We start from the raw sequence: 14,450 nt of genomic DNA on the forward strand, positions 1-14,450 counted from the left end.
GATGGGAGTCAGGTCTTGACTACATCCGTCACCGGGCCCAGCATGGGGCACCACCACATCGCAGAGGACTTCATGACCGACGACACCGACGAGATCTGCCTGCTGGACGCCACCGACCTGGCGGCCCGGATCAGGCGACGGGACCTCTCCGCCCGCGAGGTCGTCCAGGCGCACCTGGACCGCATCGAGCGCCGCAACCCGGCGGTCAACGCCATCGTCACCCTGGACCCCGAGGGCGCCATGGCCGCCGCCGCCCAGGCGGACCGGCAGCTGGCGCGCGGCGCCGCCGCCGGCCCGCTGCACGGCCTGCCCATCGCCTTCAAGGACACCCACCTGACCCGGGGCATGCGCACCACCCACGGCTCGCCGCTCTACGCCGACCAGGTGCCCGACACCGACGAACTGCTGGTGGAGCGCATCCAGGCCGCCGGAGCGATCCGGATCGGCAAGACCAATGTGCCGGAGTTCGCCGCCGGTTCACACACCTTCAACCCGGTGTTCGGCGCCACCCGCAACCCCTACGACCCCACCCGCTCCGCCGGCGGCAGCAGCGGCGGCGCCGCCGCAGCCCTCGCCGCCGGACTGCAACCCCTCGCGGACGGCAGCGACATGGGCGGCTCGCTGCGCAACCCCGCCTCGTTCTGCAATGTCGTCGGCCTGCGCCCCACCCCCGGCCGGGTCCCCTCCCTCCCGGCGGCCAACCTCTGGGAGACCCTCGCCGTACCCGGCCCGATGGCCCGCACCGTCGCGGACACCGCCCTGCTGCTCTCGGTGATGGCGGGCCCCGACCCCCGCTGCCCGCTCAGCCTGGCCGACCCCGGCGAGACGTTCGCCGCGCCGCTCGACGCCGACCTCGGCGGCCTGCGGGTCGCCTGGGCCCCCGACCTCGGCGGCCGGGTCCCGGTGGACCCGGAGGTGCTCGCCGTACTGGAACCGCAGCTCAAGGTGTTCGAGGACCTCGGCTGCCGGGTCGAGCGGGACTGCCCGGACCTGGACGGCGCCGAAGAGGTCTTCCGCACCCTGCGCGCCCACGACTTCGCGCTCGGCCTCGGTGAGACCCTGGACACCGCCCGCGCCTCCCTCAAGCCCAGCCTGGTCTGGAACATCGAGGAGGGCCGCCGGCTCAGCGGCGCCGACGTCGCCCGCGCCCACGCGCTGCACAGCCGGCTGCACCTGGGCGCGGTGGACTTCTTCTCCCGCTACGACGTGCTGCTCGCCCCGGTCAGCCAGGTCGCCCCCTTCGACCTCACGCTGGAGTACCCCCAGGAGATCGCCGGGCAGCCGCAGCACACGTATCTGGACTGGATGCGCTCGGCGTACTTCCTCTCGGTACTCGGCGCACCCGCGCTGTCCGTCCCGGCCGGCTTCACCCCCGCCGGCCTGCCGATCGGCCTTCAGGTCATCACCCCGCCCCGCACCGAACTCGCGGCCCTGCGGATCGGCGCCGCCTACGAGGCCGCCACCGGCCACGGCCGCCGCCGCCCGGCCCCCACCACCGCCTGACCCACCACCGTCCCACCCCGCCGCCCCCGGCACCGCACGCCCCACCCCACCCCGGCCGCGCCGGACCTCCTCCCCGGAGTACCGATGAGAAAACGCCACCTGGCATGTGCCGCCGTGCCCGTGCTCGGCTTCATCGCCACGCCCTTCCTGCCGTTCGTCAACGGCCCCCACCTCTGGCTCGGCCTGCCCTCGGTCCTGGTCTGGAGCCTGCTGTGGACCGTCGGCACCACGGTCGCCCTCGCCGTGGTCGAGCACACCGCCGACCACCCGCACGACGCCGCCGAGGAGGCCGCCAGATGAGCAGCACCATGGTCATCACCGTGCTGGGCATGGTCCTGATCGCGGTCGTCGGCATCGCCGGCCGCCGCAGCCCCGAGCGCGCCCTGGACGAGTGGACGGTCGGCAAACGGCACTTCTCCACCCTCTCCACCTGGTTCCTCCAGGCGGGCGAGTCCTTCACCACCTTCAGCTTCCTGGGCCTGGCCGGCATCGCCTTCGGCGGCGGTGTCGCCGCCACCTACGCCCTCGGCTATCTGGCCATCTCGCTGATCGGCATGTACTTCATCGGCCCGCGCACCTGGCGGCTCGGCCGGGAGAAGGGCTACATCACCCAGGCCGACTTCTTCGCCGACCGCTTCGGCAGCCCGCTGCTCGGCAAGGTCGTCGCCCTGGTCGGCGCCGTCTTCCTGCTGCCCTACCTCCAGCTCCAGATCACCGGCCTCGGCCTGATCGTCGAACTGGCCACCGGCAGCAAGGCCGGCGGCAACCTCAGCATGGTGCTGGCCACCCTGCTCACCGTCGTCTTCGTCCTGTGGTCCGGCATCCGGGGCATCGCCCGCGCGGCCTACCTCAAGGACGCCCTGATGGTGATCGCCCTGGTCATCCTGCTGATCGCCATCCCCACCTCGATGAGCGGCGGCTTCGGCCACCTCTTCAGCACCCTCCAGCACGACCACCCCGCGCTGCTGCACCTGCACGGCGGCGGCTACGACCGCACCTGGTACACCACCGCCCTGCTGATCAGCGGCATCGGATCGGGCCTCAACACCATGCCGCACCTGTGGCCGCCGGTGCTCTCCGCCCGCAGCGGCCGGGCACTGCGCAGCAACTACGTCTGGCTGCCGCTGTACCAGGTGGCGCTGGGCATCCCCATCATCATCGGCCTGGCCGGCGTACTCGCCCTGGACCCCTCCACCGCGGGCAACTCGGTGCTGCTCACCATGGCCGGACACGCCCTGCCCGGCTGGCTGGTCGGCGTCGTCGCGGTGGCCGCCGCAGCGGCCGCCATGGTGCCGTCCGCCGCGATCGTGATGGGCATCTCCACCCTGGTCTCGCACAACCTGCTGCCGGTACGCACCGAGCGGGCCCGGCTGCGCACCAACCACGTCTGTGTGATCACCGCCGCCGGGCTCGCCCTGGTCCTCGGCCTGACCCGCCCGGACCTGCTGGCCAACCTGCTGCTGCTCACCTATGGCGGGCTGTCGCAGCTCGCCCCGGCGACGGTGATGGCGCTGGCCGTACGCAACCGGTTGCAGGCCGTCCCGGCCCTGCTGGGCATCGTGACCGGTGTCGCGGTGCTCACCTGGCTCACCTTCGGCGGGGTGAACGTCGGCAGCTGGGACGCCGGGCTGCTGGCGCTGGTGCCCAACCTGCTGGTCACCTTTGGCGCGCAGGCCATCGCGAGCCGCCGCCGCGCGCAGCCCCCCGCCGCCGCGCCCGCGCCCGACACCGTCCGGGCGGCCGCCGGCTGAGCCAGCCCGCCCGCTCACCCGCTCACCACCCGCCCACGCCGCCCCGTGCCGGAGCCCTCCGGCACGGGGCGGCGTGCCGTGCGGCGGGTCCCGCCGGGTCGCCGGTGGAGCGGTTTCCACTGTGTCGCAATCGTTACCCGGGTCGGCATGGACAGTTGCGGGCGGTCCCAATAAGTTCGGCGCGCTGACAAATAGCTGGGTGTGCACACCGGTATCAGCCGCACCACTGGCATACCGTCAGTGGATCCTCTTGTGGAGAGGCGTGTTCCATGATCAGACGATCGAGCGTGTTGCTGGCTGCGGCGCTGCCCCTGGTGCTGGGCCTGACCGCCTGCGGCTCCGACGGCAAGTCCGGGTCGACCGGCGGCGGGGCCGCGGCGAAGGGGAAGATCGGGGTCATCCTGCCGGACACCAAGTCCTCGGCCCGCTGGGAGACGGCGGACCGCAGGTACCTGGAGGACGCCTTCAAGGCGGCGGGGCTGCCGTACGACATCCAGAACGCGCAGGGTGACAAGGCGCAGTTCCAGACCATCGCGGATCAGATGCTGACCAGCGGTGTCACCGTGCTGATGATCGTCAACCTGGACAGCGGCACCGGCAAGGCCGTCCTGGACAAGGCCAAGCAGCAGGGCGTGGCCACCATCGACTACGACCGGCTCACCCTCGGCGGCAGCGCCAAGTACTACGTGAGCTTCGACAATGTCGCGGTCGGCCGCCTCCAGGGCGAGGGCCTGCAGAAGTGCCTCACCGCCGATGGCAAGGACAGCGCCCGCATCGCCTACCTCAACGGTTCGCCGACCGACAACAACGCCACGCTGTTCAAGGAGGGGTACGACGGCGTCCTCTCCAAGGTGAGCGGCTACACCAAGGTCGCCGACCAGTCCGTCCCGGACTGGGACAACCAGCAGGCCGGCACCATCTTCGAGCAGATGTACACCCAGCAGAGCGGGAAGATCGACGGGGTGCTGGCGGCCAACGACGGCCTCGGCAACGCCGTCATCTCGGTGCTGCGCAAGAACGGCGTCAACGGCAAGGTGCCGGTCACCGGACAGGACGCCACCGTCCAGGGGCTGCAGAACATCCTCAGCGGCGACCAGTGCATGACCGTCTACAAGGCCGTCAAGAAGGAGGCCGACGCGGCCGCCGCCCTCGCCGTCTCGCTCGCGGGCGGCCAGGAGGGCAAGACCACGGGCACCGTCCACGACCCCGAGGGCAACCGCGACGTCCCCTCGGTGCTGCTGGAGCCCGAGGCGATCACCAAGGAGAACGTCAAGACCGTGGTGGACGACGGGTTCGTCACCAAGAACGAGCTGTGCACCGGCGAGTACGCCGACAAGTGCGCCAAGGCCGGCATCAGCTAGGTCCGCGCCCGCACACGACGACGAGGAAGACCATGACCGACCCCATCCTGTCACTCAGGCAGGTGAACAAGAGCTTCGGCCCCGCCCATGTGCTCAAAGGCGTCGACTTCAACGCCTATCCGGGGGAGGTCATGGCCCTCGTCGGCGACAACGGAGCGGGCAAGTCCACCCTCACCAAGTGCATCGGGGGCATCCACCCCATCGACTCGGGTGAGTTCCGCTTCGACGGCCGGCCGGTACGCGTCCATGAGCCGCGTGACGCCGCCGGGCTCGGCATCGAGATCGTCTACCAGGACCTCGCGCTCTGCGACAACCTGGACATCGTCCAGAACATGTTCCTGGGCCGCGAGGAGCGCTCCGGCCTGCTGCTCGACCGGGCCGCGATGGAGGAGAAGGCCCTCAAGACGCTCGCCGATCTCTCCGTACGGACCGTCAGCTCCATCAGCCAGCGGGTCTCCAGCCTCTCCGGCGGCCAGCGCCAGACCGTGGCCATCGCCCGCGCGGTGCTCTGGAACAGCAAGGTCGTCATCCTGGACGAGCCCACCGCGGCCCTGGGCGTCGCCCAGACCAAGCAGGTCCTCGACCTGGTGCGGCGACTTGCGGACGCCGGGCTCGCCGTCGTCCTCATCTCGCACAACATGAACGACGTGCTCTCCGTCGCGGACCGGGTCTCCGTCCTCTACCTCGGCCGGATGGCCGCCGAGGTCAAACGGGCCGACCTGGGCCACACCCAGATCGTGGAGCTGATCACCACCGGCCGCTCCGGAGCGCTGGGCCTGGCGCCTGCGGAGACCGGCGAGATCGTCAACGGAACAGCCGACGGAGTGCCCGCATCATGACCGTGACCCCCGACAACATGAGCAGCGGCGACAACGTGAGCAGCGGCGGCGACGTGAGCAGCGGCGACAGCGCGATCACCGTCGCCCCCGCCGGGAAGCCGGCCGGGGAGCGGCCCTCGGCGGTCGACCAGCTGACGGCCCATCTGACCGCCTACGCGGGACGGGTGCGCGGCGGTGACATGGGCTCACTGCCCGCCGTCCTGGGCCTGGCCGTCCTGTGCGCCGTCTTCGGCGCCCTGCGGCCGGCCTTCCTGACCGCCGGCAACTTCGCCAACCTCTTCACCCAGGGCGCGGTGATCACCACCATCGCCATGGGCCTGGTCTTCGTGCTGCTCCTGGGCGAGATCGACCTCTCCGCCGGGTTCACCAGCGGCGTGGCCGGAGCCGTCCTCGCCGTCACGCTGACCGAACACGGCTGGCCGCTCGTGGCCGCCCTCGCGGCGGCGATCGGCGCGGGCGCCCTCATCGGCCTGGTCCTCGGCACCCTGGTGGCCCGGATCGGCATCCCGTCGTTCGTGGTCACCCTGGGCGGCTTCCTGGCCTTCCAGGGCGTCGTACTGATCATCATCGGTCAGGGCGGCAACATCCCCGTCACCAACGCCACGATCGTCGCCATCCAGAACCGGAACCTCAGCCCCGCCCTCGGCTGGGTGCTCTTCGCCCTGGTCACCGGGGGCTACGCCGCGACCAAGGCACTCACCGCCCGCTCCCGGCTCCGCAAGGGCCTGGCCGCCGAGCCGCTGGCCGTCTCGGCCGTCAAGGTGGCGGGGGTCGTCGCCATCGCCGTCGGCGCGGTCGCCGTGCTCAACGAGGAGCGCAGCCGCAACGTCCTGGTGGTGAGCCTCAAGGGCGTGCCGATCGTCGTACCGGTGCTGGTGGTGCTGCTGGCCCTGGGCACCTTTGTGCTCGGGTACACCCAGTACGGGCTGCACATCTACGCGGTCGGCGGCAACGCCGAAGCCGCCCGCCGCGCCGGCATCAAGGTCGCCCGCATCCGGACCTCCGTCTTCGTCATCGGCTCGACCATGGCGGCGATCGCGGGCATCTTCGCCGCCTCCCGGGCCAACTCGGTGGACCCCAACGCCGGCGGCAGCAACACCCTGCTCTACGCGGTCGGCGCCGCGGTGATCGGCGGCACCAGCCTCTTCGGCGGCCGTGGCCGGATCGTCGACGCGGTCATCGGCGGCGCGGTCGTCGCGGTCATCGACAACGGCATGGGCCTGCTGGGCTACAGCTCCGGCGTCAAGTTCGTGGTCACCGGGCTGGTCCTGGTCGTCGCGGCCGGCGTCGACGCCCTCTCCCGCCGCCGCTCGGCGGCCTCCGGACGCTGAACCTGCGGCACGTCGGCTAGCGGCGGCTCAGCAGGCCCCGCAGGTAGGCCGCCTGGCCGGCGTGCTGGAGGTCGTCGGAGACCACGCTGACCAGGCGGACGGCCAGGGTGACCGGCGGCGACCAGGAGTCGTCCACCACCCGGCCCAGGTCGGTGTCGCGCAGCGCGCCGACGTAGCCGACCGTCTGGTCGTGCACCGCGTCGTGGTAGCCGGTCAGCAGCTCGGCGGTGACGCCCCGGACGGCGGCCACCTGCTTGGGGGAGTGCCCGTACCCGGTGTCGTCGGGCGGCAGCCGCAGCCCGAACCGGTCGGCCCAGCCCTGCGCGGTCCAGACCTGCTCGGTGCCGGCCGCGTCGGCGAGGTGGTCGTCCTGGACCCGGGTCAGGTGCCAGGTCAGCCAGGCGATGGTGTTGGCGCCGCTGTCGGGGCGGGCGGTGAGCTCCTCGGGGGTGAGCCCGGCGAGCACCTCCTGGACGGTCTCCTGGACCCGGTCGAAGGCGTCGACCAGCAGGTCCGCGCTGGCAGTCATGGCGAAGGTCCCTTCCGTCGGCGTACGCCCCTCGGACCCAGCATCCCGTACGGACCGCAGCCGCGCAGGCGGGCGGCCGCCGCCGGATCGGAGCCGGCCGCCCGCCGCCCGGTTCAGGGAGCGGAGTGGTCGGCGCCCCGGCCGCGCAGCAGCGCGAGGGTGAGTTCGACATTGCGCCGGGTGGCGTCCTGCGCCGCCTCCGGGTCGCGGTCGCGGACGGCCGCGACCAGGTCGCGGTGCGCGGCGTCGACCGCCGCCTGGTGCTCCCGGCTCTGCAGGGCGTCGTCGCCGACGATCTCGGTGGCTGCGCCGCGCAGCGCGTTCAGGAAGGTGGCGAACACCTCGTCCAGCACGGGGTTGTGCGCGGCGGTGACCACGGCCCGGTGCAGCGCCAGATCGGCTTCGACGAAGGCGTCCGGCGTCGTCGCGCCCTCCCGTGCCTCCCAGGCCCGCTGGACCGCCGCGACGTCCTCGTCGGTACGGCGGACGGCCGCGAGCCGGCCCGCCTCGATCTCCAGGGCCACCCGGACCTCGTACACATCGGCCACCGCCGCCCGGCGCAGCCGCCGGTCGAAGGCGGAGACCGGGGTGGCGGAGGCGACGAACGTACCGGAGCCGTGGTGCGCGTGGAGCTGCCCGTCCGCGATCAGCGCCCGGACGGCCTCCCGGGAGGTCGAGCGGCCGACCCCGAGCAGCTGGCTCAGCTCGACCTCGCCGGGGAGCTTGGTGCCCACCGGCCACTCGCCCTCGCCGATCAACCGGCGCAGCTCGGCCACCGCCTGCTCGACCAGGGAGGTTCGCTGCACCGCTCGCACTGTCACGTCGCGCTCCGTCGTCTCTCGTCCGCTGGACCCGGCCGCCCGACCCCGGTCGACCGGCCACCATCATGGTGCACGCCGCCGGCCGGCCGGGGGCACCGGGGCGGCGGCCCCGGCCGGCGGGCGGCACGGCCGGGCTACGCCTCGCCGCTCCCGCCGGCCGGCAGCAGGGGCGGGTGCGCGTCCCGGTCCGACCCGGGGCCGTCCGCCGGAGCCGGGTCGGCCGGGCCGTCGGCGCCGGGCAGTACGCGGTTGCGCAGCCGCAGGCCGCAGACCACGGCGACCAGGAAGACGCCGAGCGCGACGCAGAGCGTGGTCCGCAGCCCGTGCGCGTCGGCCAGCCGGCCGAACAGCGGGGAGGTCAGCCCGCCGACCGACATGGCCAGCCCCAGCGTCAGTCCGCTGGCGGTGCCCGGCCGGTTGGGCAGGTAGTCCTGCGCCAGGGTCACCTGCGGTGCGAACGGCAGGAACAGCGCGAGCCCGCTGAGCACGGCGCCGATCTCCGCCAGCGCGAAGGACGGCGCCAGCGCGACCCCCGCCAGGGCGGGCACGCCCAGCAGATAGCCGACCCGCACCGGGGCCAGCCTGCCGTACCGGTCCCCGGCCCAGCCGCCCAGCAGCGTCCCCACCGCTCCGGCGAGCGTGAACGAGGTCAGGGCGGTGGCCCCGGCCGTCGTGGAGCCGTGCAGATCGCGCTGGACGTGCAGCGAGAGTAGCGAGATGAGGGTGACATAGGGGATCGACCAGCCGACCGTGGTCACCACCAGCCGGGTGAACGCGCCCCAGTCGTCCGTGGGCGCGGTGGAGCCCGTCCGGCTGGCGGAGAGCGCCGCCGAGACCAGCGGCGGAGCCGGGGTGTAGCCCCGCCAGCGCATCCAGCTGCCCTTCAGCAGCCAGAGGATCGCCATGGCCACGGCGGGTATGGCCAGCAGATAGCTGCCGGACAGCCCCAGCGAGCCGACGACCAGGGTGACCAGCGCCGGGGCCAGGGAGGCGCCGATCGTGCCGCCCACCGAGAACAGGCTCATCGCCTGCTGGGACTGCCCGCCCGCGGCGCGGGCCTGGCTGGTCGCCGGGGGGTGGTACGCGGCGATGCCGATGCCCGCGACCGCCACGCACAGCCAGGTCAGCAGGTAGCTGCCGGCCAGCCCCGCGCCGGTGATCCCGCCCGCGGCCACCAGGAAGCCGGCCGGGACCAGCCAGCCGCGCGGCTTGCGGTCGACCACCATCCCGAACACCGGCTGGACCACGCTGGACAGCCCGGTGGCGGCCAGCGCGATCCCGGAGATGGCCGAGTAGCTGTAGTGGCGCTCGGACATCAGGAACGGCAGCAGCGCCGGGACCGACCCCTGGTACAGGTCGTTGACCACATGGGTGCCGGTGAGAAAGCCCAGCTGGCCCTTCTTCACGCCGCTCCTCCGTCCGGTCCGCCGGTGCGCCCGGCCGCGCGGGCGGCGGTGGCGGTGGCGATGGTGGTGGCGGTGGCGATGGCGGTGGCGATGGTGGGTGGCGGCGGGGCGGCCTCCGGCCGCCCGGTGGCCGGTTCTGCTGTCTGGGGCATGGTGCTGCTCCTAAGTGCTCAGGTCCTCTGAGGACTTACGCTAGCGAGCGACCCTCGGCCGGGGCAAGCCCGATTCCGTCCGCCGCCCCCGGTCGCAGCGGCCGACGGCGGTGCGGTGGGCGTTCACAAGATGATCGCTGTGCGCCTTATTGACGGCGCTTCGCATGGCCATGACACTGCCTCACGGGGAGAGGTGCTCCCCGGAAGTCGCTTGAGAGCGCTCCCAAGGACTGATTCCCAGGCTCAGCGGCCAACGACAGCCTGAACCCCCGCACGCGGCCTCATCGGCGCCCCCACCCGCGCCGATCCGGCGTTCACTTCACGAAGCCAAGCCGAGAGGACCCCCATGCGCAGAACCGCCCTTCCGCGCCGCACCCGGCCCCACCCCGGCCGGGGCCGACCCGCCGTCGCCCTCCTCGCCGTGCTCGCCCTCGCCCTGGCCGGACTGCTCGGCCTCACCGGCACCGCCGGGACCGCGCTCGCCGCCACCGACTACACCCAGAGCGCCACCCAGCTCAGCGCCTCCCAGGCGCAGATCTCGTTCACCCCGACCACGCCGGCGGCGTACGTCGACGTCCACTACCTGGTCAACGGCGCGAACCAGCAGAACTTCCGGATGGCCAACAACGCCGGCACCTGGACCCAGACCGTCAGCTCGCTCGGCACCGGCACCGTCCTGGAGTACTGGTTCACCTACGAGAAGAGCGGCCCGCAGTACGACACCCCGCACTTCAGCTACACCCAGGGCGGCGGCAGCAGCGGCGGCGGCACCGGCGGTGGCACCGGCGGCCAGGTCGCCACCCCGACCTTCAGCCCGGCCGGCGGCACCTTCACCACCGCGCAGTCCGTCACCATCGCGGACACCACCGCCGGCGCGACCATCCGCTACACCCTGGACGGCTCCACCCCCACCGCCGCCTCGCCCCAGTACACCGCGCCGGTCACCATCGCCGCCACGGCCACCCTCCGGGCCGTCGCCACCAAGTCCGGCCTCACCGACTCGGCCGTGGCCGCCGCCACGTACACCATCGGCGCCACCGGCAGCTGCCCCACCCAGTCCGACACCCCGGACTTCGGCCCCAATGTGCACATCTTCGACCCGAGTATGTCCAGCGCCACCATCCAGGCGCAGCTCGACGCCCAGTTCGCCCAGATGAAGAGCACCTCGACCGCCCAGTTCTCCAACAACCGGGTCGCCGACCTGTACAAGCCGGGCGTCTACAATGTCGAGGACAACGTCGGCTTCTACACCTCGGTGGCCGGGCTCGGCCAGAACCCCGGTGACGTCACCATCAACGGCGATGTCACCGTGGACGCCTTCAACGCCGAGGACCAGGGCAACGCCACCCAGAACTTCTGGCGCTCGGCGGAGAACCTGTCCATCAACCCCTCCAGCGGCTCCGACCGCTGGGGCGTCGCCCAGGCCGCCCCGTTCCGCCGGATCGACGTCCACGGCGGCCTCCAGCTCTACCCGGCCAGCTACGGCTGGGCCAGCGGCGGCTACATCGCGGACACCAGGGTCTCCGGCCAGGTGGCCTCGGTCTCGCAGCAGCAGTGGTACACCCGGGACAGCAGCATGGGCAGCTGGGCCGGCGGCGTGTGGAACATGGTCTTCTCAGGCACCGTCGGCGCCCCGGCCACCACCTTCCCCAACCCCCCGGAGACCACGCTGGCCACCACGCCGGTCTCCCGCGACGTGCCCTACCTCTACATCGACGGCAGCGGCAAGTACCGGGTGTTCCTGCCCGCGCTGCGCACCAACGCCTCCGGGCCGAGCTGGGCCGGCGGCAGCACCCCGGGCACCTCGCTGCCGATGAGCCGGTTCTACGTGGTGAAGGCCGGCGACACGGCCGCCACCATCAACGCGGCGCTGGCCGGCGGCTGCAACCTCTTCGTCACCCCGGGGGTGTACCACCTCAACCAGACGCTCAACGTCACCAGGGCCGACACGGTCGTCCTCGGCATCGGCTACCCGACGTTCGTCCCGGACAACGGGGTCAACGCGATGCAGGTCGCCGACGTGGACGGCGTCCGGCTCAAGGGCCTGCTGTTCGACGCGGGCACCACCAACTCGGCGGCCCTGCTGACCGTCGGCCCGGCCGGGTCGAGCGCGGCCCACGCGGCCGACCCGACCACCATCCAGGACGTGTTCTTCCGGATCGGCGGCCAGATCGCGGGCAAGGCGACCAGCAGCCTCATCGTCAACAGCAGCAACGCCATCATCGACCACATCTGGGCCTGGCGCGCCGACCACGGCAACGCGGGCACGGTCGGCTGGACGGTCAACACGGCGGACAACGGCGTGATCGTCAACGGCAACAACGTCGAGGCGACCGGCCTGTTCGTCGAGCACTACCAGAAGTACGAGGTGACCTGGAACGGCCAGAACGGCAAGACGATCTTCTTCCAGAACGAGATGCCGTACGACGTGCCCAACCAGGCGGCCTGGATGAGCCCGACCGGGGTCAACGGCTACGCCGCGTACAAGGTCGGCACCAATGTCACCACCCACGAGGCGTGGGGCCTGGGCAGCTACTGCTACTTCAACGTCAACCCGGCGGTGAACAGCTACCACGCCTTCGAGGTGCCGAACACGGCGGGCGTGAAGTTCCACGACCTGCTCACGGTCTCGCTCGGCAACGTCGGCACCATCACCCATGTCATCAATGACACGGGCGCGATCACCGCCGGCACCACCGTCCCCAGCAACGTCGTCTCCTACCCGTAGCCCCCGACCACCCGCCCCACCCCACGGCGGCGGCCGGTCCGGACCCCCGGACCGGCCGCCGCGCCTGGCGGTCCGGGCCGGGGCTACGCCGGTTTCCGTGCCGGTCGGGCCGGCGGTCCGAGGGGGCAGGCGGCCCGTTCGATGACCTCTTCTTCTGCCTGCCGGTCGCGATGATTTCTTTCAGCTGACCTGATAATGCCCAGCTGCACCTTTGAATCAAAGGAAAAGAGCAAAATGGCACATAAGGCACAAAGACCCTGACTGCCTATCAGTTTCGTCGTCGATCGCGATTAGATCTTCGGATTTCGTTGCCGATCACTGGTTGACGCCAAGGATTCCTCGGAGGTTTCATGGCCGCGGGAGTGGACGGCCACCGGCGGCACCGGCGCGCGCCGGCGTCCCGCTCCCGCAGCACCCACCGACCCGATCGGAATCCGTATGACCGACACGATGCGCCCGCCGCGCACCGGCACCGCAGCCGATGCGCGGCCGGACCCGGCCGCAGGCGGTGCCAAGAAGCTCACCCGCTCCATCGGGGTGGTGGGCGGCACCCTGCTCACGCTCTCCTGCGTGACGCCCGCCTCGTCCCTGTTCGTGATCGTGCCCGACCTCTTCGCCGGTCTGGGCACGGCCACCGCGCTGACCATCGGGATCGGCGTGGTGCTCTGCATCGCGGTCGCCTTCTGCTACTCGGAGCTGGGCACCCTGATCCCCAGCGCGGGCGGCGAATACGCGATGGTCGGCACGCTGACCGGGCGGCTGGCCGGCTGGATCGTCTTCACCCTGTCGCTGATCGTGGTCCTGATCGTGCCGCCGATCATCGCACTGGGCACCGCCGACTACCTGGCGCCGATCGTGCACATCAGCACCCCGCTGGCCGGAGCCGGGGTCATGCTGCTGGCCACCCTGGCGGGCCTGCTGGACCTGCGGGCCAACGCCTGGATCACCGGTGTCTTCCTGGTGCTGGAGGTCATCGCCGCCGCCGTGGTGGCGGTGCTGGGCTTCGCGCACTCCCAGCGCGGCGCCGACAGCCTGATCCACGGCGTCACCGCGGGCGCGCACGGCGCTCCCAGCGCGGTGCCCCTGGCCACCGTCATCACCGGACTGGCCATCGCGCTCTTCGTCACCCAGGGCTTCAGCACCGCCGTCTACCTCTCCGAGGAGCTGGAGAACCCGCGCCGCAACGTCGCCCGCACGGTGCTGTGGACGCTTGCCATCTCCGCTGCGGTGATCATGGTCCCGGTGGCCGCCATCACGGTCGGCGCCCCCGACCTCAAGGCGCTGGCGGCGGGCGACATCGCCGGGATGGTCAGCGGCTGGAGCAACTCGGCCGTCGGCACCTTCGTCAGCCTCTGCATCGCGCTGGCGATCATCAACGCGGGCATCGTGATGGTGATCCAGAACTCCCGGGTGCTGTTCGCCTCCGCCCGCGACCGCGCCTGGCCGGAGCCGGTGAACCGGGCCTTCTCCACCATCGGCCGGTTCGGCTCCCCGTGGGTCGCCACCCTGGCGGTCGGCGTGCCCGGCGCGGTGCTCTGCTACGTCCCGGTGGAGGCGCTGAGCGGCATCACCGGCGTCGCGGTCACCGGCATGTACCTGCTGGTGGCGGTCGCCGCGCTGTTCTCCCGTCGCGGCCGGCACCGGAGCACCGCCGCCTGGCGGATGCCGCTGTGGCCGACCGTGCCGGCGTTGCTGATCGTGGTGCTGGCGTATGTGCTCTGCCGGCAGACCGGCCGGGACCTGCTGGTCACCGGCGGCATCGTGGTGGCGGCCGGGCTCTACTGGGCGCTCTATCTGCGGCCCCGGGGGCAGACCCACTGGGTGATCACGCTGCCCGAGGACGAGCGGGGCTGACCCCGTACCGTACCGTCGCACGACCGACCCGGCCGGCCGGGCCCCGGGGGGGGGGGGGGGGGGGGGGGGGGGGGGGGGGGGGGGGGGGGCGGGGGGGGGGGGGGTTTGGGGGGGGGGGGGGGGGTCCGGGGGGGGTGGGGGTTTCGGGCGCGGTGGGGGTTTCGGGCGCGGTGGG

Annotated in this window: 12 protein-coding genes; 8 read left to right on the plus strand and 4 right to left on the minus strand. The window is 72.3% G+C overall.

Translation table 11 applies throughout. From position 1 onward, the window contains the following. Positions 1-72 precede the first annotated feature (72 nt). The 6 genes from ACIQGZ_RS16745 to ACIQGZ_RS16770 all read left to right on the plus strand — a co-directional run bounded on the left by ACIQGZ_RS16745 (position 73) and on the right by ACIQGZ_RS16770 (position 6,785). The gene (locus ACIQGZ_RS16745) at positions 73-1,503 is read left to right on the plus strand and encodes an amidase (protein WP_402602820.1); all 1,431 of its coding nucleotides are present in this window, start codon (positions 73-75) and stop codon (positions 1,501-1,503) included. An 84-nt stretch (positions 1,504-1,587) separates the two neighbouring features. Beyond that, positions 1,588-1,803 carry a hypothetical protein gene (locus tag ACIQGZ_RS16750; protein ID WP_402602494.1) on the plus strand — a complete coding sequence of 72 codons (216 nt, stop codon included), beginning with the start codon at positions 1,588-1,590 and terminating at the stop codon, positions 1,801-1,803. After that, on the plus strand, positions 1,800-3,254 hold the full coding sequence (locus ACIQGZ_RS16755) for a sodium:solute symporter (RefSeq protein ID WP_402602496.1): 1,455 nt from the start codon (positions 1,800-1,802) through the stop codon (positions 3,252-3,254). The genes ACIQGZ_RS16750 and ACIQGZ_RS16755 overlap by 4 nt, the downstream gene beginning before the upstream one ends. A 269-nt stretch (positions 3,255-3,523) precedes the next feature. After that, positions 3,524-4,615: a sugar ABC transporter substrate-binding protein gene (locus tag ACIQGZ_RS16760; RefSeq protein ID WP_402602497.1), complete on the plus strand. Its 1,092-nt coding sequence runs from the start codon at positions 3,524-3,526 to the stop codon at positions 4,613-4,615. A 32-nt stretch (positions 4,616-4,647) separates the two neighbouring features. Then, entirely contained in the window at positions 4,648-5,454 is an 807-nt protein-coding gene (locus tag ACIQGZ_RS16765; RefSeq protein WP_402602498.1) for an ATP-binding cassette domain-containing protein, read from the plus strand. Continuing rightward, a complete protein-coding gene (locus tag ACIQGZ_RS16770) occupies positions 5,451-6,785 on the plus strand; it encodes a sugar ABC transporter permease (protein WP_402602499.1) in 1,335 nt (444 codons plus the stop codon). The genes ACIQGZ_RS16765 and ACIQGZ_RS16770 overlap by 4 nt, the downstream gene beginning before the upstream one ends. Positions 6,786-6,801: 16 nt before the next feature. Here ACIQGZ_RS16770 and ACIQGZ_RS16775 read toward each other — a convergent pair whose 3' ends face one another. The 4 genes from ACIQGZ_RS16775 to ACIQGZ_RS16790 all read right to left on the minus strand — a co-directional run bounded on the left by ACIQGZ_RS16775 (position 6,802) and on the right by ACIQGZ_RS16790 (position 9,693). Next, on the minus strand, positions 6,802-7,314 hold the full coding sequence (locus ACIQGZ_RS16775) for a DinB family protein (RefSeq protein ID WP_402602501.1): 513 nt from the start codon (positions 7,312-7,314) through the stop codon (positions 6,802-6,804). A 113-nt stretch (positions 7,315-7,427) separates the two neighbouring features. Then, positions 7,428-8,120 (minus strand): FadR/GntR family transcriptional regulator, encoded by a 693-nt coding sequence (locus tag ACIQGZ_RS16780; RefSeq protein ID WP_402602503.1) that lies wholly within the window; start codon positions 8,118-8,120, stop codon positions 7,428-7,430. A gap of 149 nt (positions 8,121-8,269) precedes the next feature. Continuing rightward, on the minus strand, positions 8,270-9,541 hold the full coding sequence (locus ACIQGZ_RS16785; RefSeq protein WP_402602505.1) for an MFS transporter: 1,272 nt from the start codon (positions 9,539-9,541) through the stop codon (positions 8,270-8,272). Further along, the gene (locus tag ACIQGZ_RS16790; RefSeq protein ID WP_402602507.1) at positions 9,538-9,693 is read right to left on the minus strand and encodes a hypothetical protein; all 156 of its coding nucleotides are present in this window, start codon (positions 9,691-9,693) and stop codon (positions 9,538-9,540) included. The genes ACIQGZ_RS16785 and ACIQGZ_RS16790 overlap by 4 nt, the downstream gene beginning before the upstream one ends. 346 nt (positions 9,694-10,039) lie before the next feature. Here ACIQGZ_RS16790 and ACIQGZ_RS16795 point away from each other — a divergent pair, with 346 nt between their 5' ends. Beyond that, positions 10,040-12,421 carry a chitobiase/beta-hexosaminidase C-terminal domain-containing protein gene (locus ACIQGZ_RS16795; RefSeq protein WP_402602509.1) on the plus strand — a complete coding sequence of 794 codons (2,382 nt, stop codon included), beginning with the start codon at positions 10,040-10,042 and terminating at the stop codon, positions 12,419-12,421. Between the two features lie 438 nt (positions 12,422-12,859). Further along, complete coding sequence (locus ACIQGZ_RS16800) at positions 12,860-14,275, plus strand: APC family permease (protein WP_402602511.1); 1,416 nt, start codon at positions 12,860-12,862, stop codon at positions 14,273-14,275. The last annotated feature ends 175 nt before the right edge of the window (positions 14,276-14,450 follow it).

The sequence above is a fragment of the Streptomyces sp. NPDC092296 genome (assembly GCF_044755465.1).
Lineage (GTDB): Bacteria > Actinomycetota > Actinomycetes > Streptomycetales > Streptomycetaceae > Peterkaempfera.

Coding starts and splice junctions, on each gene's coding strand:
- ACIQGZ_RS16745 (WP_402602820.1), top strand. CDS start 73: ATGACCGACGACACCGACGAGATCTGCCTGCTGGACGCCACCGACCTG.
- ACIQGZ_RS16750 (WP_402602494.1), top strand. CDS start 1,588: ATGAGAAAACGCCACCTGGCATGTGCCGCCGTGCCCGTGCTCGGCTTC.
- ACIQGZ_RS16755 (WP_402602496.1), top strand. CDS start 1,800: ATGAGCAGCACCATGGTCATCACCGTGCTGGGCATGGTCCTGATCGCG.
- ACIQGZ_RS16760 (WP_402602497.1), top strand. CDS start 3,524: ATGATCAGACGATCGAGCGTGTTGCTGGCTGCGGCGCTGCCCCTGGTG.
- ACIQGZ_RS16765 (WP_402602498.1), top strand. CDS start 4,648: ATGACCGACCCCATCCTGTCACTCAGGCAGGTGAACAAGAGCTTCGGC.
- ACIQGZ_RS16770 (WP_402602499.1), top strand. CDS start 5,451: ATGACCGTGACCCCCGACAACATGAGCAGCGGCGACAACGTGAGCAGC.
- ACIQGZ_RS16775 (WP_402602501.1), bottom strand. CDS start 7,314: ATGACTGCCAGCGCGGACCTGCTGGTCGACGCCTTCGACCGGGTCCAG.
- ACIQGZ_RS16790 (WP_402602507.1), bottom strand. CDS start 9,693: ATGCCCCAGACAGCAGAACCGGCCACCGGGCGGCCGGAGGCCGCCCCG.
- ACIQGZ_RS16795 (WP_402602509.1), top strand. CDS start 10,040: ATGCGCAGAACCGCCCTTCCGCGCCGCACCCGGCCCCACCCCGGCCGG.
- ACIQGZ_RS16800 (WP_402602511.1), top strand. CDS start 12,860: ATGACCGACACGATGCGCCCGCCGCGCACCGGCACCGCAGCCGATGCG.